We start from the raw sequence: 20,027 nt of genomic DNA, 5'->3' as shown, positions 1-20,027 counted from the left end.
AAAGTTTGCTCACGAAGAGCAAACTTTATTTTTATTGAGCAGTATAACCACCATCGATAACGACAGCTTGACCAGTTATACCTTTCGCTTTTTCGCTGGCTAAAAACATAGCATAATCAGCAATTTCTTGTACTTGTAATAGGCGCTTTTGTGGGACAAGTGGATAAATGACATCCTCTAAAACATTTTCAAGCGGTACATTTCGTGTAGTCGCTAAATCTTGTAGTTGATTACGTACAAGAGGGGTATCGACATAACCAGGACAAAGCGCATTAACGGTAATTCCGTGAGTAGCGCCTTCTAAAGCGGCAACTTTTGTTAATCCAATTACGCCATGCTTCGCGCTATTGTAGGCGGATTTTCCTGCAAATCCAACGAGGCCATTAATGGAGGCTACATTAATAATTCGGCCATACTTTTGTTTTTTCATAATTGGGAAGGCGTGCTTAATTGCGATAAAAGGAGCGATTTGCATAATTTTAATAAGTTGTTCAAACTTTTCGGTTGGAAACTCTTCAATTGGTGAAACATGCTGCATTCCTGCGTTATTAATTAATATATGTAATGAACCGAAATGAGTAACCGTTTGAGAAATTGCAGCTGTAATTTCTTCTTCAGATGTAACATCACATTTTAAACCGATAGCTTGATAGCCTTCTTTTTGTAATTGGTCAGCAGCTTCTTTTGCACGTTCTTCAAGACGATCGGTAATCACAACTTTTGCACCTTCTTTTGCAAAAGCGTTTCCCATTTCATAACCAATACCACTTGCAGCACCTGTTAAAAAGACAACACGATTTGTAACCATGGTGAAAAACATCCCTTCGTAATAAAGTTCTCATATTGCTCTATTTAGAGGGCAGATAATAAAAATCCTGCAAAGATTTGGAAAAATATTGTTCGCTATCTTGTTTTACAAAATAGTCTCTGCTATACTACTTTGTAAAGCAAGATACTTACGCTTATCTATCTTGTAAAACAAGATAGTGGGAGGATTTGAATTATGTCGACAAGTCAAATGCTGAAAGGGATTTTAGAAGGATGCTTACTTGCTATTATTTCTGAAGGTGAAATATACGGTTATGAAATGAGTGAAAAGCTAGCGAAGTATGGCTTTACAATGGCGAGTGAGGGAAGTATTTATCCGTTATTAATACGAATGCAAAAGGAAGGATTAATAACAAGTGTAATGAAGGAATCTCCATCTGGCCCAAAGCGAAAATATTATACATTAACTGAAAAAGGCGAGGAAGCGCTTCATGAATTTATGGATCGCTGGGAAGCGATGCAAAGTAGTGTAGAGCGTCTACTTGAGGGGAAGGGGAGAAAAAAATAATGCTATCAAATGAAGCACGAAAGTTTTTATTAGATATGAGATTATTTTTAGTGGCAAAGGGTGTGAAAGAAAGCGATATTGAAAATTTTATAGAAGATGCAGAACTCCATTTAATCGAGGGTGAGAGTGATGGGAAAAGTGTAGAAGATATTTTCGGAAGCTCACCGAAAGAATATGCAAATGAACTTGTAAAAGTAATGGAAAAGGATAGACAGGAAACGTGGAAGCAAATTGGTTTTACAGTAATGAATATCGTATCGTTTTGGATTATTGCTTCTATCTTAATAGTGAATAACGGAATGTTACAGATATCGCTTATTCAGTGCGTGGGGTATAGTTTGTCATTGATTTTAGTTGTTATAGGTCCTAATTTTCTACTTCGTAAAATGACCTTCGTAACAAGTTTTACAAAAACGTGGTTTTCTATGTGGTTTTTAGTTATGATTGCGCCAATGTTTTTAATAGGAGTTGTTACGATATTAGATGTGATTTATCCTACAAAAATGTTTACATTCACCCAAACGCAAAGTTATATATTAGCTGGAGCTATTTTTATTATTACAATAGCGATAAATATGTATTTTGAAGGATGGTTTAAAAACTTATATTTAATCATTCCGCTTTCAATTATGTTACTGTTTAAAACATTTACTTCGGAAGATCTCATGCCAATGTTATTTCAAATTATATGTTTATACGGAAGTTTGTTTATTTTAATTTTCCTTGAAATTATGCTGAAGATGAATAGAAGAGAAGCGGTTAAATAAGGGGGGATAAAAGTGTTATCGAATGAAGGGCAAAAATTTTTAGATGATACCCAAGGCTATTTACGAACCAAGGGCATTAGAGAAACTGATATTATTTCCTTTATAGAAGATGCTGAACTACATTTAATAGAAGGTGAGAAGAAGGGAAAGACGGTAAGTGATATATTTGGTCATGCTTCACAAGAATATGCTAATCAACTTGCGGAAGAGATGGATATAGATAGAAAAGGTAATTATAAATTATTACTTTACTTTATTGTAAATTTATTGGCTTTCACAATGATGAAGAGCGTATTCTTTAGTGAATTCAACCATCGTTTATCTTATTCTTTAATTGAGTTAATTGGTTATCCGATTATGATTTTTGTAGGAATTACTGTATTAATATGGGGAATGAGAACAGCATCATTTAAGCGTAAAAGAACTGAATTTTTAATAATGTATATAAGCGGTGCGATATGGTTTTTATTAATTTTTAGTATTGCATTATTAAATAAGTTTTATGGTACAACATTTATTAAGTTTACTAGTACGGAAAGCTTAATTCTTGTTGGTGTAGTAGTTCTTTTAGCGGTTGTTATAAATATTAAATTTGGTGGTTGGTTTACTTTGTCGTATTTACTAGTTCCAATTGTATTAGAATATGTGTTTGTAATAATAGATGTATCAAATATTATTGGAATGTATGTGCAGCAAATAATTCTTTTCATTGTTATTTATATGCTTTTAAAAATTCATATCAAATTAGAAAAAAGAGAAGTATACGAATAAACAAGAGGGACAGTTATTTATAGGTATATGAAGGATTTGATTTCTAAAATCAACTATGTTGTTTTCATCAAAAGAAATACATGATGACTATTTTAATATTTTATTAGGGGATAAGCCTAAATGTATCTTTTTAGTTTAAGTAGGAAAAGGGCTGCTCTGGATATACAAAAAATTATTTCCAAAGAAATACTATATTTTGATTTTTAGAGGGATTCGGTTTAGGTGTATAGTGTATCCTTTGCAGCCGGGCTTTCGTTTATGGATTGGAATAAGTTGTTTTAAACAGTAACAAGATTGTTACTGTTTTTTTCTTTGTAATAAAGCACTTTGTAAAGAGAGTGCTTTTTGTTCGTTCGTTAATAGTGACTGAATATGAACACTTTCAGGGCGCGGGACTATCGGATACATAAGATTTGTTGGAGAGGGATGGTGCTCCGAGCCAGTTGGGGAATGAGGATCTGCGTGAGTAAGTTTTCCATGAATACGTCTTGTAAATAAAATATGACCGACTTCGTGAGCGAGCGTATATATATTTTTCATAGGAGCAGCCGAATTTGTTAAAACGATATAACCAGTAAGTTGCTGTTGTTTTGCTAAAGAGTAAGCGCAGGCAATGACCGCTGTTTCTTTAAAATAATCACTACCAATATAACAAATGTAAAGGTCGCATTCAGGAGCTTCATTTACACATGTTTGGAAAAAGGATGCTAATTTTTCCTGACTTTGAATAGAATTTTTATAACTAATTTCACGGTCAGAAAAACGAAAAAGTTCATTTAAAATAATTACGTCTTTAATTTGAAATGTAATGGGGTGCCAAATTGATTCTGCAACTGCTAAATCTTTTGCGATACGGTCATCAGAAATGTTGGTGCCTGGAGTAATGCAAATACATATATTGACGTATGGATCCATAAGGAACACCTCAACTGAAAAAATTCTTCCTATAATATATGTTAGGAAAAGACCCTATGTATGGATAAACGCCTTGTTTATTACAAGTCGAAAAAATTTCATAGTTCTATAACGTAGTTTGATCATCTTTTTGATATAGTAAAGGAAAGGGGGAGAATATATGTATACATTAAAAATCGTTTCAGACAGAGAAGCTCTTTATCAATTTGCAAGTTATGTAAGAGTTGTGCAAGGGGTGGAAGATGTATATGTAGAGGTGGGAGAACCTTTATATGAACATCCGTTGATGAAGTTTTATGTACATATTAAGCTGGAGGAAACATATGAGCAACATAAAGCGTTACAAGAAATAGCAAGATTAGTAGAGTTAGGACGTTTTACATATGTTCATTATCGTAATGATGAAATTGAAGAAGCTTTTGAAGCTGTAAAATATGAAAGTTTTAAGAAATAAGGGTGAAAAAAGGGAGGCGAAAGCTTCCTTTTTTTTCTTGGAAATTACATCAACAAAAGGAGAAAAATTTTGTTATGATAAGGGAGGGTGAGGAAAGGAGAGTTTACATAATGGGGTATATTGAAGAGTTACGCAAAGTCGTTGGGACAAGACCACTTATTCTCGTTGGATCAGCAATAATTATACTAAATGATAATCAAGAAGTATTGCTTCAATATCATTCAGATACATATGATTGGGGTGTACCTGGCGGCGCGATGGAACTAGGAGAAACGACTGAAGAAACTGCTCGCCGAGAATTATTCGAGGAGACGGGATTAACTGCAAAAATAATGCAATTTCTAGGTGTCTTATCAGGAAAGGAAGTATATTTCCGTTATCCTAATGGAGATGAAATTTTTAATGTCATTCATCTGTATCAGGGGCATCATGTGAGTGGAGAGCTAAGGCTTGATCATGAGGGATTGAAGCTTCAATATTTTCCGGTAGATAAGTTACCAAAATTGAATGAAACGACAGAGAAAATTTTACAAAAATTTTTATATGCATTAACAGAATAGAAGGTTAATTCCTTCTATTTTTATTATATTAAATATTTTGATTTTTTAGTATGTTTATAGTATGATAGATGTAGACATACATCTTATGGAATTTCACCTAAAAACTGACTAGGGTACATAAGAGAGGGGCAAGTGCAAAATGCATAATGTTGTTATTACAGCTGCAGTTCGTTCGCCAATTGGAACTTTTGGAGGAGCGCTAAAAAATGTAACGCCAGTAGAATTAGCGGTTCCTGTACTTCAGGAAGCTGTAAAACGAGGCGGGGTAGAACCACACGAAGTTGATGAAGTAATTTTAGGTCATTGTATTCAAAGAACTGATGAAGCAAATACTGCAAGAACAGCTGCATTAGCGGCAGGATTTCCTGACACAGTTACGGGGTATACAATCCAACGCCAATGTTCTTCAGGTATGCAAGCAATTATGTCAGCTGCAATGCAAATTCAATTAGGTGTAAGTGATGTTGTTATTGCAGGTGGAGTAGAAGCAATGAGCTCAAGCCCTTATGCATTAAAACAGCACCGCTGGGGACAACGTCTACAGCACGGAGAAATTCGTGATACGGTGTGGGAAGTACTAGAAGATCCAATTCACCATATTATGATGGGTGAAACAGCTGAAAATCTAGTTGACCAATATGAAATTACAAGAGAGGAACAAGATGAAGTTGCGCTTCGTAGTCATACATTGGCACTGCAAGCAATTGAGTCTGGATACTTTGACGATCAAATTGTTCCTATTACGATAAAAGAACGTAGAAAAGAAATAGTATTTTCGAAGGATGAACATCCACGTGCAGATATTACAGCGGAAAAATTAGCAGGATTAAAACCAGCTTTCCGTAAAGACGGATCAGTAACGGCAGGGAATGCATCTGGCCTGAATGATGGAAGTGCGGTTCTAGTATTAATGAGCGAAGAAAAAGCGAAAGAAAAAGGCTTACAACCGTTAGCTAGAATTGTTGGATATTCAGTAGCTGGAGTAGATCCGAAAATTATGGGTATTGGACCAGCACCAGCAATTCGTAAAGGATTAGAAAAAGTAGATTGGTCATTAGAAGATGCAGATTTACTTGAAATTAATGAAGCTTTCGCGGCTCAATACCTAGCTGTAGAGAAAGAATTAGGTTTAGACCGTGAAAAAGTGAATGTAAACGGTAGTGGTGTAGGACTTGGACATCCAATCGGTTGTACAGGAGCTCGTATTACGGTAAGTTTAATTCATGAATTGAAGAGACGTGGTTTAGAAAAAGGAATTGCCTCTCTATGCGTCGGCGGCGGTATTGGGGTAGCATTATTTATAGAAGCACTATAAAAAAGAAGCAGCGCTTGCTGCTTCTTTTTTACGATTCAAATAGATGCTGGAATAGTCGATCACGGTTTTCAAAGAAAAGTTTTGTCGTTTGGTAATGCTCAGTGTCTTCTAAGGCGGATTCGTGAATCCCTTCTTGTGTTAAAGAGTATATAGTGGATTCAGGGTAAGCCATTAAAATAGGAGAATGCGTCGCGATAACAAATTGTGAACCTTGTTCCGCTAGTTCGTGCATTCGAATGAGCATGGAAAGTTGTCTCATTGGTGATAAAGCTGCCTCAGGCTCATCTAAAATGTATAAACCTTGTCCTGAAAAACGATGCATAAATAAGGAGAAAAATGATTCACCGTGTGATTGGTTGTGTAGTGAGGTGCCACCATATGAGTCAATAACTGGATTTCCACGTGCGTATGGATCGGCATCCATTTCATCAATATAAGAAGCAACGTTATAAAATGATTCAGCGCGAAGAAAGAAACCATCACTTGGTGTATTGAAACTTTTAGAAATGCGAAGGTATTCATGTAAAGATGAATGTGAATCGTTTGTGCTAAAGCGGAAGTTTTTCGTTCCACCTTCTGCGTTAAAACCTAAAGCGATTGCAATTGCTTCAAGTAATGTTGATTTACCGGTTCCGTTTTCTCCAATAATGAATGTTACATTTGGATGAAAAGCTAGAGATTGTAATTTTTGGATAGCGGGTAAACAGTAAGGATATGTGGAAAAACTAGGGATATTTTCTTTCTTTAATGTGACATTTTTTAAAAAGGGTACGTCAATCAATATATAAACCTCAATTCATAACGGATTTTGATTCTAAAAAAGCAGCAAATACAAGTGTAAGACAACTTGCAAATAGTATTGTATATTGAAGTGCACCAAAACCGAGACCTTCCCAGCCAAAAGACATTCTCTGCCATATAAAAATGAAAAGAACGCTCATAAAGCCAACGAGAGCAGGAAGGTATTTTATAATCTTTAAGTGCTTCCACAGAAAAAAGCTGATGTATGTAAGTACAAAGAAGATAAACAGAACAAGAAAAAAGACAAGTGTTAATGACATATGAACCCCTCCTTATTTTCTGAATATTTCATGTGGATTATAACATGTAAACTACCATATTCCAATGTGAAAATAAATATTGCATCAAGATCAATTCTCTCGTTATGATAGATGGTATTCTAATGAAGATATGAAAAGGAGTCAAAACATGCCGTTTACATTTGCACACCCAGCAGCAATTCTTCCTTTGGTGAAAAAGCGTTCTCAATATATTTCAGTAACGGCTCTTATATTAGGGAGTATGGCGCCTGATTTTGAATATTTTTTACGCTTTAGGCCGTATGGTGTTATTGGGCATACATGGCTTGGATTCTTATATTTAAATTTGCCGCTTGTATTTCTACTCGCATACATATATCATTACATTTTAAAAAAGCCGTTTATAACACATTTACCTAAACCGTTTGCTGGCTACTATACATATGCAGTAGATGAGAGGTGGGGGCTTCATACATGGAAGGATTTCTTTGTATTTTGCTATTCTGCTTTATTTGGTATGCTCACGCATGTCGTTTGGGATGCGTTTACTCATCATACAGGCTACTTCGTTATGAAAATAGCATTGTTACAAAGAGAATTACATAGTATCCCAGTGTATAAATACATGCAACACGGAAGTACATGTGTAGGTTTATTATTACTATTATACGTACTATGGAAGTATAAAGATGAAACAGGGAAAGATATGATGATAGCTTCAGAAAAAAGGAAGTATTGGGTTTCGTCAATCATTGTCGCAGCTATAGTATTTATCGTTCAAGCGTTTATAGATCCCTATTTTCATATTTTCCAAATAGGAGGTATAATAGTATCTGGACTGACAAGTTCGTTTTGTGGACTCCTCATTGTTTCTATAGTTTACAAAGCAAGGGACTAATTTACATTACTGAATGATAGTGTTAGGAGAAATTATATGATGAAAGCATGGAAAAGTATTTTTGTTTTATGTAGTTTTCTTCTTATGTTAAGTGGTTGCTTCCATCAAGAAGAAAAGAAAGCTGAACCGAAGAAGAAAGAATCTATTCCTGAAACAAAAGAATATGGTGGGCGTGAGCTGAAAAAAGTAGGACAAAAAGTGAAAGAAACAGGATGGGGTACTTTTAAATTAGAACAGATCCATTCTGTGAATCAAACATTTGAAGTAGCACCAATGAAAATTCACGTACAAGATGTGAAAGTAATCTCTTTATCGCAGATGAGTAAAGATGCAAAAAATACATTAAAAGTATATACGGCATTAACTCCTGAAGAAGTAAAGCGTAGATTAGGAGATAAAGTAAGTCAAGAAGATGCAGAGTTATATGCATCGATCAGTGGTACTGAGATTAGTGATACGATTCGTTACGTTGAAATTACATATAAGGTGGAAAATAGCGGGAATAAAAATATACAATTTTTCTCTATGAATGATGTTACGATTAATGATAAGCAACATTTTAAAGTAGCAACTCAAAACTTTTTATATGATGAAGATACGCTCGTTGGTACAAAAAATGTATCAAGGGAAGACTATAAGCCTGGTGAAACAAGAAATGGTATTATCGGCTTAATACTTGATGATGGAAAAGAAAAGGTAAAGGATATTAAGTTTACAACAGATAATGTAATCGCAGCAGATACAGAAACGCAAGATGTTGTAAAAGAGCCACAAACTTTTAATATCTCACTTTCTGAGTAAGAGTTTTTTAAAAATATGTAAGAAAAAACAGTCAGCGCTCAAACAACTATGCTGACTGTTTTTTCTGTTCTTTTATGTATGAATCTACACTTTGAAAAGGTACCTTAATTTTAAACGCATCTTTTTGTTCATTAAATTGCTTTTCATTATACGGGCCAAACCGTTTATTATGCTTTACGTCGATAATCCAATAATACTCACTTTTTTTATTTGCAATTGCCCCGTCAGGGTTATTCGGATCTGATTTTTCCTCAATTTGTTTTGCAATAATGTATTTATCATCCCAAGCTATGTCTGTAAGTTTTGCAGGAATGTATTGTGTGGCATATACAGCATCTTGCGATGGGAAAAGTTCAAATGCATTTCCAGAAGTACGTATGAGTTCGTATTCATCGTTAATCGTATAAGTTATATGATTTGTATTTCCAGCACAACCGGCTAATAGGAATGCGACGAATAGGATTATCCATTTTTTCAATATGGGAACCTCCTTTATAATGCTGTTGTAACACATTGTACAAGAAAAGTAAGAGAAACGCTAGTTTACAATGTTTTTTAGAAGTGGTACGATGAGACGGGTAAAGAAGGATATGAAGGAGTCGACATAAAATGAAGTTAAAGATGCATCGTCCAGCGCTTGTAATGAATCGCATAGGTGCTTCCCTAATTGACATGTTTTTAATCTCGGTTATGTATGGCGCAGTAGTAGCTATTATGACCGGAAATTATAGTGCTATTTTTAATCGCTTTAATATTAGTTTTGGTGATTATAGATATGATCTCACAGTAGTTTTTATATTAATGGCGATATATTTTATTTTGGTACCCTTTATTTGGAACGGTGTTACACTTGGTAAAAAGGTAACGAGAATAAAATTAATTTCATTGAAGAGTGAAAAGTTAACATTACAAACATTAATTATAAGATTTTTTGTATTGTTATTACCGAACATATTGCTACTTGGAATTCCGATATTATGTAACGTATATATGATGTTATTCCGCAAAGATAATTGTGGTTTTCAAGATTTAATTACAAAAACAAAAGTGATAAGTCTTGTATAATAAAACAGAGACCTTTTTATACATAAAATAAGAGGGTCTTTTTTATCCCGCTTTAATGGGCAGTAAGACCTCCACCTCAAAATTCAGCGAAAGCAAAGAAGTTAGGTGGGGGTCGGGCTGCCCATTAAAGTCCGATTGGTGAGGGCTAATAATCAGTGGGGGATGAGGAAAACCCCCATTGATTAAAGTTTCACTTTATTATTCAAATATATTTTAAAGGATATATAATAGGAAAAAGTTAATCCATATCATTTTTGGTTTTAATAGATTGAAAATTGAGAAAATGTTATAATAATTAAAATAATATCTTTATCCCGCGTTAACGGACAGTAAAACTCCCACCTCAAAATTCAGTTGAAGCAAAGAAGTTAGGTGGGAGATCAACTGTCCGTAAACGTCCGATTGGTGGGGGCTAATAATCAGTGGAGGATGAACAAAACCCCCACTGATTAAAGTTTCACTTTATATAATAAGGGGGAAATTGAAATGACTGGAGGTAGTGTAATCTTTTGGGGGATTTTAATTTTCATCGGTTTAGTTTTCGATCAGCGTAATAGTAAGAAAAAAGAAGGAATAAAAAAGTAATCGCTTACAAATAAATAAGCAACTTTTCTTGCTTGCAGACTAATCTCATAAAGCAGTATACTGAATAACGGTAAGACTTATAGAAGGGGTAATGAAAATGAAGCTTGCAGGAAAAGTTGCTATCGTAACTGGCGGTGGCATCGGTATTGGACGTAATACAGCTCTTTTGTTGGCTAAACAAGGCGCAAAAGTAATTGTGACGGACATTGATCAAGAAAGTGGACAAGCAACAGTGGAAGAAATTACGAATCTAGGCGGAGAAGCACTTTTTGTATCCTATGATATGGAAAAGCAAGGAGATTGGCAACGCGTTATCAGTGTTACTTTGAATGCATTCAATCGCATTGATATGCTTTTTCAAAATGCTGGTTTATATAAAATAGATTCTATTTTTTCTCGCCAACAAGAGAACGATTCCAATGTACTTTGTATTAATGACGTTTGGATAGAGATAAAACAATTAACGTCATCATTTATGAAACAGCAAGAAGAAGTGGTGCTGAGTGACTTACCGATTTTCGGTATTATTGGCACGAAAGGACAATCATTTCATACAGTAGAAGCCCTCGTATAATAATGAAAACCGCCCTCAAAATATGTGGACGGTTTTTTTGTATGTTATATAGCAGAAAATTACTTTTTAACGAATACGTTGTTCAGTTTGGCTATCAAAGAAATGCGCTTTATTCATATCCAATGCTAGTTTAATTTCGTCACCAGGTGAAAATGTATGTCTTGCATCAACACGTGCTGCAAAATCTTGATCTCCAAGTTTCATATATAAAATAGACTCAGCACCTAGTAACTCAGCAACTTCGATTTTTGTTTTGAAAGCAGTAGATTGTGAAGCTTCTAAAAATAAAAGTTCATCATGAATGTCTTCAGGACGAATGCCTAAAACAATTTCCTTATTTACATAGCCTTGTTCACGTAACATCTTCATTTTTCCTTCAGATACTTTGACCTTTATTGTGTTGTCTATAACGAAATCGTTTTCAGTTAATTTACCACGGAAGAAATTCATCGCTGGAGAGCCGATAAATCCACCAACGAAAATATTTTCAGGTGTTTCATATACTTCTTTTGGCGTTCCGATTTGTTGAATCTTTCCATCTTTCATAACAACAAGACGTGAAGCCATTGTCATTGCTTCTGTTTGATCATGTGTTACGTAAATTGTTGTCGTTCCAAGACGGTGGTGTAATTTAGAAATTTCTGAGCGCATTGCAACACGTAATTTCGCGTCTAAGTTAGATAAAGGCTCATCCATTAAGAAAACTTTCGCGTCTCGAACAATTGCTCTACCTAACGCAACACGTTGACGTTGTCCACCAGATAACGCTTTCGGTTTTCTATCTAAATATTGTTCCAGTCCTAAAATTTTTGCTGCATCTTTCACACGACGATCGATTTCATCTTTTGGTATTTTTCTAAGTTTTAATCCAAATGCCATATTATCATACACACTCATATGTGGATATAGGGCATAGTTTTGGAAGACCATTGCAATATCGCGATCTTTTGGAGGGACATCATTCATTAGCTTACCATCAATTGAAAACTCTCCTTTTGAAATATCTTCAAGCCCAGCCACCATTCGTAATGTTGTAGATTTTCCGCATCCAGAAGGACCGACAAATACGATAAACTCTTTATCTTGAATGTGTAAATTGAAGTCTGTTACAGCTGTTACGTTATTATCATATATTTTATAAATGTTTTCTAATTTCAGTTCTGCCATGGTATTTCCCCCTAGAAATAATTATGCAAACGTTTTCTTTGAGTTCATTATAAACTAATAGATTTAAAAAATAAACAAAAAAATAAAACGTTTTCATTTATTAGAGGGATATTAGTAATTTTCATATATTTTCTTAGAAAAATAAGAACAAAAGTTGTAAGCGCTATTTTAAATTAAGATAGAATCTGTTATCATTCATTAATGAAAACGTTTGCGCCTTAAAAAAGAGAAAATCGAATTATTAATGAAATGGGGTAGCATAATGGAAAAACAATGGTGGAAAGAAAGTGTGGTATATCAAATTTACCCTCGTAGCTTTATGGATAGTAACGGTGATGGTATTGGGGATCTTCGTGGTATTATTTCAAAGCTAGATTACTTAAAAGAATTAGGGATTGATGTCATTTGGTTATCGCCAGTCTATGAATCTCCAAATGATGATAATGGTTATGATATAAGTGATTATTGTAAAATTATGAATGAGTTCGGAACGATGGAAGATTGGGATGAGCTACTACATGAAATGCATGAACGTAATATGAAACTTATGATGGACTTAGTTGTTAACCATACTTCTGATGAACATAATTGGTTTATTGAATCACGTAAATCAAAAGATAATAAATATAGAGATTACTATATATGGCGTCCTGGAAAAGAAGGAAAAGAGCCGAACAACTGGGGAGCAGCTTTTAGTGGATCAGCATGGAAGTATGATGAAATGACAGATGAATATTATTTACACCTGTTTTCTAAAAAACAGCCAGATTTAAATTGGGATAATGAAAAAGTAAGACAAGATGTTTATGAAATGATGAAGTTTTGGTTAGAAAAAGGAATTGATGGCTTCCGTATGGATGTTATTAATTTTATTTCTAAAGAAGAGGGCTTACCAGCTGTTGAAACAGAAGAAGAGGGATATGTTTCAGGTCATAAGCATTTTATGAACGGTCCAAACATTCATAAATATTTACATGAAATGAATGAAGAAGTATTGTCTCATTATGATATTATGACGGTTGGTGAAATGCCTGGTGTAACGACAGAAGAGGCGAAAATGTATACTGGGGAAGAACGAAAAGAACTGCAGATGGTATTCCAATTTGAACATATGGATTTAGATTCAGGAGAAGGCGGGAAATGGGATGTAAAACCATGTTCACTCCTTACTTTAAAAGAGAATTTAACGAAATGGCAAAAAGCATTAGAGCATACTGGATGGAATAGCCTATATTGGAATAACCATGATCAGCCTCGCGTTGTATCTCGTTTTGGTAATGATGAAATGTATCGCATTGAATCTGCGAAAATGTTAGCGACGGTACTTCATATGATGAAAGGAACACCGTATATTTATCAAGGAGAAGAAATCGGAATGACAAACGTTCGATTTGAATCGATTGATGAATATCGAGATATTGAAACATTAAATATGTATAAGGAAAAAGTGATAGAGCGCGGTGAAGATATAGATAAAGTGATGCAGTCTATTTATATAAAAGGCCGAGATAATGCTAGAACACCGATGCAATGGGACGATCAGAATCATGCTGGATTCACAACAGGTGAGCCTTGGATTACGGTAAACCCTAACTATAAAGAAATCAATGTGAAACAAGCGATCCAAAATAAAGATTCAATTTTTTATTACTATAAAAAATTAATTGAGTTACGTAAAAATAATGAGATTATTGTGTATGGATCATATGATTTAATATTAGAGAATAACCCTTCTATTTTTGCATATGTAAGAACATATGGAGAAGAAAAACTTCTTGTCATTGCAAACTTTACGGCGGAAGAATGTTTATTTGAATTGCCTGAGGACATTAATTATAGTGAAGCAGAGTTATTCATACACAATTACGACGTAGAGAATGGATCGATAGATAATATGACATTACGTCCGTATGAAGCGATGGTATTTAAATTGAAATAGGAAAAAGCCTTATACCACTTGGTATAAGGCTTTTTTGATTACCATTTTAAGATTGAGAATCCATATGGAGGAAGTGTAACTTGTAATACACTTGCTTCCGCTGAAAATTCTTCGTTTGTATAAATGTTAATGATTTTCTTTCCAGTAACATGGAGAGGGAGGGAAGCGGTAATTTCACTATCAGTCGGATTTAAAACGAAAAAGATAGTTTCATCATCATATGTTTTCGTATAAGAAATATAATTATGTTCATCATTTGCTTCGATAAATTGGAAAGTACCATGTCCTCCAAATGCTTTATATTGCTTTCGTAATGAAATTAATGTTTGTACATGTGTAAATAATAGATGATCTTGTTCTTTCGTATCCCAAATCATACATTTGCGGCAAGCTGGATCCACACCGCCGTCCATACCAATTTCGTCTCCATAATAAATACAAGGAGAGCCGATGAAAGAAAGGTGGAATACATAAAGTAACTTTAACTTATTTTTATCTCCGTTACATGTTGTCAATATTCTTGGTGTATCATGGCTGTCTAATAAATGAAAGGCTGCTTCATTTACGTTCATAGAGTAGGAATGGAGAGATTCCGTAATTTGTTTCATAAATTCATTTGCTTTAATGGAATCGTTAGCAAAGTAAGACAGTAGAGCGTTTGTAACAGGATAGCTCATTACAGCATCAAATTGATCTCCTTGTAGCCATGGAAGTGCATCGTGCCAAATTTCTCCTAAAATATATACTTCAGGATTTAATGTCTTTATCTCACTTCGGAATTCTCTCCAAAAGCTGTGATCGACTTCATTTGCTACATCAAGGCGCCAACCGTCTATATTGAATTCTCTTACCCAGTAACGCCCAACTTCAAGTAAGTATTCTTTTACATCCGGGTGTGCTGTATTTAATTTAGGCATATACGGTGTAAACGCGAAAGTATCATAATTCGGAAGTGGCTCAGTTCTAATTGGAAATTCATGAATATGGAACCACTCTTTATAAGTAGACTTCTCGCCGTTTTCTAGCACGTCTTGGAATTTATCGAAAAAGTATCCACTATGATTAAACACGGCATCGAGCATTACTTTTATACCGTGTGTATGACATGCCTGAACGAGTTCTTTGAACGTTTCTTTCGTCCCAAATTGCGGATCGATTTCCATGTAGTCAATTGTGTCATATTTATGGTTTGAATGTGCTTTGAAAATAGGTGTGAAGTATATCCCTGAAATTCCAAGCTTCACAAGGTAATCAAGGTTTTGAATAATACCAGCAAAATCTCCACCGAAAAAATTAGTTGGAGTTGGCTCAGCGCTGCCCCAAGGAAGAGTGTTTTCTGGATTTAGTGCACGATCACCATTCGCGAACCGTTCTGGGAAAATTTGATACCAAACGGTGTCTTTAATCCAAGAAGGTGCTTTGAATACATCATTTGCATGAATAAATGGAAAACAGAAAAAGTTACCAACGTCATCATTTGGAATGGTAGAGAAAAATCCGCGTTCTGCATAAATAAGCGTTTCTGTATCATTTTTTAATTCGAATCCATAACGTAAGCGCTTAAATTTCGGTTCGATAGAAATGGACCAATAATCAAACAATGCGGTAGAACCAGTTTTTTTCATCGGTGTATTTGATGTAATCCATTTCCCGTCTTTCCAGTCATAAGGATCACCGTAAATAAGAGTGGCGCTTTGAACATCGTCTCTTTGAGTACGTATTCGGATGTGAATCGTTTTTTCATCGTAAGCGTATGCGAAATTATCTTTTGGCCTATGATAAATGGCTTCTTTAAGCATATAGAAAATCCCCCTTTAATATCTCCATACATATTGTTCCCTTAAGTATAATAATAAAGTATATGTTGCAAACGATTGCCTTTTACATAGCTTTAATATTGCTTATAAGAGTAGTATTCATTTCATATAAAGTCAATGTATAAGGAGTATAGTAATAATATTTTAAAAATTAATATTTGCAAAATGAATAAAAGAATGTATAATGATAGACAAATAGCGCAAACGTTTTCATAGATTGAGATATTGTTTGCGCTTCTATTAAACTATTCAATGCAAACGTTTTCAATTAGTAGGGTACATATACAACTTAGGGAGGTTTTTGGGATGAAGAAAGCATTATCATTATTAACGATTTCAGCATTATCAATTGGTATGTTATCTGCATGTGGACCGAAAGATTCAGGGAAGAAAGAAGAAAGTAAAGCAAAGAAAGATTACGATCTTCTCGTTTGGGAAGATGATAAAAAAGGTGTTGCTTTAGAACCAGCAGTGAAAAGTTTTGAGGAAAAATATAAAGTAAAAGTAAAAGTTGTTGAAATGCAAATGACAGATCAAGTGAAGAAGTTACGCCTTGATGGACCAGCGGGGACTGGACCAGATGTTGTAACATTGCCACATGATCAAATCGGAAACGCAGTAACAGAAGGTCTACTTTCAGAAGTGAAAGCTGATGATGCTGTAAAGAGTAAATTTACTGATTCATCAATAGCAGCACAGACATATAACGGAAAATTATATGGTTTACCAAAAGCAATTGAGACACCAATCTTTATTTACAATAAAAAATTAATGCCAAAAGCACCAGAAACGATGGACGAGCTGTTTAACTTCTCGAAAGAATTTACGAAGGATGGCAAGTACGGATTTTTAACACTAGGAGATAACTTCTACTTTGCTAATGCATTCATGGCAGGTATGGGTGGCTATGTGTTTGGTGAAAAAGATGGAAAGCCAAATGCAAGTGATGTTGGATTAAATAATAGCGGAGCAGTACAAGGTGCGGAATACCTTCAAAAATGGTACAAAGAAAAGTTATTCCCGAAAGGTATTATCGGTGAATCTGGTGGACCTGCTGCTGATGGACTATTTAACGAAGGAAAAGCAGCATCTATCATGAACGGACCTTGGGCGTTCCAAGCAATGGAAAAGAACGGAATTGATTATGGTGTTGCTCCAATGCCTAAATTACCAAATGGTCAACCAATGAAAACGTTTGTTGGGGTTAAAGGATGGCATGTAACAAGTTTCTCTAAACAAAATGATTTAGCTACAAAGTTCACTGAATGGGTAACGAATGAAGAAAACGCAAAAATTCGATTTGAGAAAACAAAAGAAATTCCTCCAGTAAAATCAGTAATGGAAGATCCAATTATTAAAGATAATGAAGCTGCAAAAGCAGTTGCAACGCAATCTGAAAATGGAATTCCAATGCCAAACATTCCAGAAATGCAAGAAGTATGGAAACCAGCTGGAGATGCGCTTCAATTAGTTGTTACGGAGAAAGAGGCACCAAAAGCAGCACTTGATAATGCAGTGAAGCAAATTAAAGGTAATATTGAGGCAAATCATAGTAAGCAAAAATAAGGTGAAATTCGTGCCTCTAATATGAGAGGCACGAATTCTCTCCCAGAAAAAAGGGGGAAGGAACATGCAAACATTGGAACCAGCAAACGGCTTAAACGGTTCAAAACATAGGAAAATGGCAACCATGTTATCAATCATTCCAGGCATGGGCCAAATGTATAATAAACAATTTGTAAAAGGTCTTATTTTTCTAGTATTAACAGGCTCATTTATTGTAGCATTTGCTGATTTATTAAATATGGGATTATGGGGAATTGTAACGCTTGGTACAGAAGTTCCACGTGACCATTCTGTCTTTCTATTAGTAGAAGGAATCTTGGCACTCATTGTCATCGTGTTTGGCCTCGGAATATATGCATTTAATTTATATGATGCATACCAAAACGGGAAGAAACGTGATATAGGAACCCCATTAAACTCTGTAAAAGAGCAATACCGTAATTTACTAGATCAAGGTTTTCCGTATTTAATGGTTTCACCAGGTTTTCTATTACTTATCTTTGTAGTTGTATTTCCAATCATCTTCGTAATTTTAATTGGATTTACGAATTATGATTTATACCACTCTCCTCCAGCTAAATTAGTAGATTGGGTGGGCTTCAAAAACTTTATTGATATCTTTACATTACCTATGTGGAGAGAGACATTTTTAAGCGTATTTTCTTGGACTGTCATTTGGACATTCGTTGCAACGACATTACAAGTTGCGCTTGGTATTTTCTTAGCGATTATCGTAAATCAGCCTGGTATTAAAGGGAAGGCAATTATTCGAACAATCTTCATTTTACCGTGGGCGGTCCCAGCATTCGTATCTATTCTTGTTTTCTCTGGTATGTTTAATGAAACATTTGGAGCAATTAACAATCAAGTATTGGCGTTATTCGGAATCGAAAAGATTGCTTGGATGACAGATCCGTTTTGGGCGAAGATTGCTTTAATTATGATTCAAACGTGGCTTGGATTCCCGTTCGTCTTTGCAATGACAACAGGTATACTGCAATCGATTCCAGGGGAGTTATATGAAGCTGCTACAGTAGATGGAGCTACAGCTTGGCAACAGTTTCGTAAAATTACATTGCCACTTGTTCTATATGCAACAGCACCAATATTAATTACGCAATATACGTTTAACTTTAATAACTTTAGTATCATCTATCTATTTAACGGCGGAGGTCCTGCTGTAGCTGGACAAGACGCAGGTGGAACGGATATTTTAATTTCATGGATTTATAAGTTAACGATGACTTCAGCGCAGTACGGGAAAGCAGCAGCTCTTACAATGATATTATCGTTAATCGTTATTACAGTTGCGTTATGGCAATTTAAGAGAACAAAATCATTCCAAGAAGAGGATATGATGTAAATGAATATTAAAAGACAAAAGATGTTACGTCTCTCATTAAGTTATTTCGTTATTTTCGTAATGTGTGCCATCATTTTCTATCCGTTATTATGGATTATTGGCTCATCGTTTAATCCAGGTGATAGTTTATCTGGATCAAGTATTATTCCACAAAATGCAACGTTAGATCATTATCGTAAGTTATTAGATTTAGAGAATAGTAATTATTTACTATGGTATAAAAACACATTAAAAGTAAGTGTTATAACGATGATTTTCTCAGTGTTAGCAATTAGTTTTACTGCTTATGCATTTTCAAGATACCGTTTTGTTGGAAGAAAAAATGGTTTATTAACATTTTTAATTCTACAAATGATTCCGAACTTTGCGGCGCTAATCGCTCTATACGTATTAGCACAGTTAACAGGATTAATCGATACGCACCTTGCATTAATTTTAATTTATGTAGGTGGGGCAATTCCAATGAATACATGGCTTATGAAAGGATATTTTGATACGATTCCGAAAGAATTGGATGAGTCAGCTCGTATGGATGGGGCAGGACATTTCCGTATTTTTTGGCAAATCATTATGCCACTTGCAAAGCCAATCGTAGCGGTTGTGGCGTTATTTACTTTCATCGGTCCATTTACAGATTTCATTTTAGCGAGTGTTATTTTGCGCACACCAGAAAATTATACGTTAGCAGTTGGCTTATATGAAATGGTAGCGAAGAAATTTGGTAATGAATTTACAACGTTCGCAGCGGGTTCAGTATTGATTGCAATCCCAATTTCAATTTTATTCCTATCACTACAAAAATACTTTATCTCTGGTTTAACTGCTGGAGGTACGAAAGGATGAAAAATGGGACGTTACGTCCCATTTTTCTTTTCATCGCCCTATAAAAAATTTTATAGGGCGATGAAAAGAGATTTGACATCACATATGAAAAGAAGTGAAATAAATAGTATATTATAGTATAGGAAAAAAGAGCTATATCCCTTACAATACATGGAGAGGGAGAATATGATAGGTTTTACAAGATAGACTCAATAAAAGTTAATGACTTCTCCTATTACTTGCAACGGGTGCAAGATTAAAATATAAAAAAT

At 34.7% G+C, this 20,027-nt stretch carries 22 protein-coding genes and 1 pseudogene; 16 read left to right on the top strand and 7 right to left on the bottom strand.

The window, feature by feature from the left end; translation table 11 throughout:
- Positions 1 to 31 precede the first annotated feature (31 nt).
- Positions 32 to 808 carry a 3-hydroxybutyrate dehydrogenase gene (locus PDL00_RS10680; protein WP_242257075.1) on the bottom strand — a complete coding sequence of 259 codons (777 nt, stop codon included), beginning with the start codon at positions 806 to 808 and terminating at the stop codon, positions 32 to 34.
- A gap of 195 nt (positions 809 to 1,003) precedes the next feature.
- Here PDL00_RS10680 and PDL00_RS10675 point away from each other — a divergent pair, with 195 nt between their 5' ends.
- The 4 genes and pseudogenes from PDL00_RS10675 to PDL00_RS10660 all read left to right on the top strand — a co-directional run bounded on the left by PDL00_RS10675 (position 1,004) and on the right by PDL00_RS10660 (position 3,156).
- A complete protein-coding gene (locus PDL00_RS10675; protein WP_000107986.1) occupies positions 1,004 to 1,336 on the top strand; it encodes a PadR family transcriptional regulator in 333 nt (110 codons plus the stop codon).
- Complete coding sequence (locus tag PDL00_RS10670) at positions 1,336 to 2,103, top strand: DUF1129 domain-containing protein (protein WP_242257074.1); 768 nt, start codon at positions 1,336 to 1,338, stop codon at positions 2,101 to 2,103. Before PDL00_RS10675 ends, PDL00_RS10670 begins: the two co-directional genes overlap by 1 nt.
- A 12-nt stretch (positions 2,104 to 2,115) precedes the next feature.
- Positions 2,116 to 2,874 (top strand): DUF1129 domain-containing protein, encoded by a 759-nt coding sequence (locus tag PDL00_RS10665; protein ID WP_242257073.1) that lies wholly within the window; start codon positions 2,116 to 2,118, stop codon positions 2,872 to 2,874.
- 55 nt (positions 2,875 to 2,929) lie between these two features.
- A pseudogene (locus PDL00_RS10660) lies at positions 2,930 to 3,156 on the top strand (DNA-binding protein).
- A gap of 15 nt (positions 3,157 to 3,171) precedes the next feature.
- Here PDL00_RS10660 and PDL00_RS10655 read toward each other — a convergent pair.
- On the bottom strand, positions 3,172 to 3,789 hold the full coding sequence (locus tag PDL00_RS10655) for a DUF955 domain-containing protein (RefSeq protein ID WP_270728960.1): 618 nt from the start codon (positions 3,787 to 3,789) through the stop codon (positions 3,172 to 3,174).
- Positions 3,790 to 3,949: 160 nt separating this feature from the next.
- Here PDL00_RS10655 and PDL00_RS10650 point away from each other — a divergent pair, with 160 nt between their 5' ends.
- The 3 genes from PDL00_RS10650 to PDL00_RS10640 all read left to right on the top strand — a co-directional run bounded on the left by PDL00_RS10650 (position 3,950) and on the right by PDL00_RS10640 (position 6,118).
- On the top strand, positions 3,950 to 4,243 hold the full coding sequence (locus PDL00_RS10650) for a DUF3928 family protein (RefSeq protein ID WP_000288327.1): 294 nt from the start codon (positions 3,950 to 3,952) through the stop codon (positions 4,241 to 4,243).
- 110 nt (positions 4,244 to 4,353) lie between these two features.
- A complete protein-coding gene (locus PDL00_RS10645) occupies positions 4,354 to 4,803 on the top strand; it encodes an NUDIX hydrolase (RefSeq protein WP_270728958.1) in 450 nt (149 codons plus the stop codon).
- A gap of 139 nt (positions 4,804 to 4,942) precedes the next feature.
- Positions 4,943 to 6,118, top strand: a complete 1,176-nt coding sequence (locus PDL00_RS10640) for an acetyl-CoA C-acetyltransferase (RefSeq protein ID WP_061680446.1) — start codon at positions 4,943 to 4,945, stop codon at positions 6,116 to 6,118.
- 28 nt (positions 6,119 to 6,146) lie between these two features.
- On the opposite strand, the gene PDL00_RS10635 is transcribed toward PDL00_RS10640, so the two are convergent.
- Together PDL00_RS10635 and PDL00_RS10630 are read right to left on the bottom strand one after the other, a co-directional pair.
- Positions 6,147 to 6,899 (bottom strand): AAA family ATPase, encoded by a 753-nt coding sequence (locus PDL00_RS10635; protein ID WP_242257071.1) that lies wholly within the window; start codon positions 6,897 to 6,899, stop codon positions 6,147 to 6,149.
- 10 nt (positions 6,900 to 6,909) lie between these two features.
- Positions 6,910 to 7,179, bottom strand: a complete 270-nt coding sequence (locus tag PDL00_RS10630) for a hypothetical protein (protein ID WP_242257070.1) — start codon at positions 7,177 to 7,179, stop codon at positions 6,910 to 6,912.
- Between the two features lie 148 nt (positions 7,180 to 7,327).
- Between PDL00_RS10630 and PDL00_RS10625 the strand changes: the two genes are divergently transcribed.
- Both PDL00_RS10625 and PDL00_RS10620 read left to right on the top strand, forming a co-directional pair.
- Positions 7,328 to 8,056 (top strand): DUF4184 family protein, encoded by a 729-nt coding sequence (locus PDL00_RS10625; RefSeq protein WP_242257069.1) that lies wholly within the window; start codon positions 7,328 to 7,330, stop codon positions 8,054 to 8,056.
- 36 nt (positions 8,057 to 8,092) lie between these two features.
- The gene (locus PDL00_RS10620; RefSeq protein WP_242257068.1) at positions 8,093 to 8,857 is read left to right on the top strand and encodes a hypothetical protein; all 765 of its coding nucleotides are present in this window, start codon (positions 8,093 to 8,095) and stop codon (positions 8,855 to 8,857) included.
- A gap of 46 nt (positions 8,858 to 8,903) precedes the next feature.
- Here the strand turns inward: PDL00_RS10620 and PDL00_RS10615 are convergent, their stop codons facing one another.
- On the bottom strand, positions 8,904 to 9,335 hold the full coding sequence (locus PDL00_RS10615; protein WP_242240167.1) for a DUF3997 domain-containing protein: 432 nt from the start codon (positions 9,333 to 9,335) through the stop codon (positions 8,904 to 8,906).
- 131 nt (positions 9,336 to 9,466) lie between these two features.
- Between PDL00_RS10615 and PDL00_RS10610 the strand changes: the two genes are divergently transcribed.
- The 3 genes from PDL00_RS10610 to PDL00_RS10600 all read left to right on the top strand — a co-directional run bounded on the left by PDL00_RS10610 (position 9,467) and on the right by PDL00_RS10600 (position 11,081).
- Positions 9,467 to 9,922, top strand: coding sequence for an RDD family protein (locus PDL00_RS10610; RefSeq protein WP_098124053.1), 456 nt, complete (start codon positions 9,467 to 9,469; stop codon positions 9,920 to 9,922).
- 486 nt (positions 9,923 to 10,408) lie between these two features.
- The gene (locus PDL00_RS10605) at positions 10,409 to 10,507 is read left to right on the top strand and encodes a hypothetical protein (RefSeq protein WP_000145656.1); all 99 of its coding nucleotides are present in this window, start codon (positions 10,409 to 10,411) and stop codon (positions 10,505 to 10,507) included.
- Positions 10,508 to 10,571: 64 nt separating this feature from the next.
- Positions 10,572 to 11,081 (top strand): SDR family NAD(P)-dependent oxidoreductase, encoded by a 510-nt coding sequence (locus PDL00_RS10600; RefSeq protein WP_270729196.1) that lies wholly within the window; start codon positions 10,572 to 10,574, stop codon positions 11,079 to 11,081.
- A 66-nt stretch (positions 11,082 to 11,147) separates the two neighbouring features.
- Here the strand turns inward: PDL00_RS10600 and PDL00_RS10595 are convergent, their stop codons facing one another.
- A complete protein-coding gene (locus PDL00_RS10595; RefSeq protein ID WP_270728957.1) occupies positions 11,148 to 12,248 on the bottom strand; it encodes an ABC transporter ATP-binding protein in 1,101 nt (366 codons plus the stop codon).
- A 262-nt stretch (positions 12,249 to 12,510) separates the two neighbouring features.
- Here PDL00_RS10595 and malL point away from each other — a divergent pair, with 262 nt between their 5' ends.
- Positions 12,511 to 14,187 (top strand): oligo-1,6-glucosidase, encoded by a 1,677-nt coding sequence (malL, locus tag PDL00_RS10590; protein ID WP_242255104.1) that lies wholly within the window; start codon positions 12,511 to 12,513, stop codon positions 14,185 to 14,187.
- Between the two features lie 38 nt (positions 14,188 to 14,225).
- On the opposite strand, the gene PDL00_RS10585 is transcribed toward malL, so the two are convergent.
- Positions 14,226 to 15,986 (bottom strand): alpha-glycosidase, encoded by a 1,761-nt coding sequence (locus PDL00_RS10585; protein ID WP_242255106.1) that lies wholly within the window; start codon positions 15,984 to 15,986, stop codon positions 14,226 to 14,228.
- Between the two features lie 324 nt (positions 15,987 to 16,310).
- On the opposite strand from PDL00_RS10585, the gene PDL00_RS10580 reads away from it, so the two are divergent.
- The 3 genes from PDL00_RS10580 (at position 16,311) to malD (ending at position 19,776) form a co-directional block, all read left to right on the top strand.
- On the top strand, positions 16,311 to 17,570 hold the full coding sequence (locus PDL00_RS10580) for an extracellular solute-binding protein (protein ID WP_063260482.1): 1,260 nt from the start codon (positions 16,311 to 16,313) through the stop codon (positions 17,568 to 17,570).
- A 64-nt stretch (positions 17,571 to 17,634) separates the two neighbouring features.
- Complete coding sequence (malC, locus tag PDL00_RS10575; protein ID WP_071721312.1) at positions 17,635 to 18,933, top strand: maltosaccharide ABC transporter permease MalC; 1,299 nt, start codon at positions 17,635 to 17,637, stop codon at positions 18,931 to 18,933.
- Entirely contained in the window at positions 18,934 to 19,776 is an 843-nt protein-coding gene (gene malD, locus PDL00_RS10570; protein WP_001022594.1) for a maltosaccharide ABC transporter permease MalD, read from the top strand.
- The last annotated feature ends 251 nt before the right edge of the window (positions 19,777 to 20,027 follow it).

The organism is Bacillus cereus group sp. TH152-1LC (genome assembly GCF_027710505.1).
Lineage (GTDB): Bacteria > Bacillota > Bacilli > Bacillales > Bacillaceae_G > Bacillus_A > Bacillus_A mobilis.
Note: the sequence above shows the minus strand (reverse complement) of the source record. Positions and strands in the feature narration are given on the sequence as shown.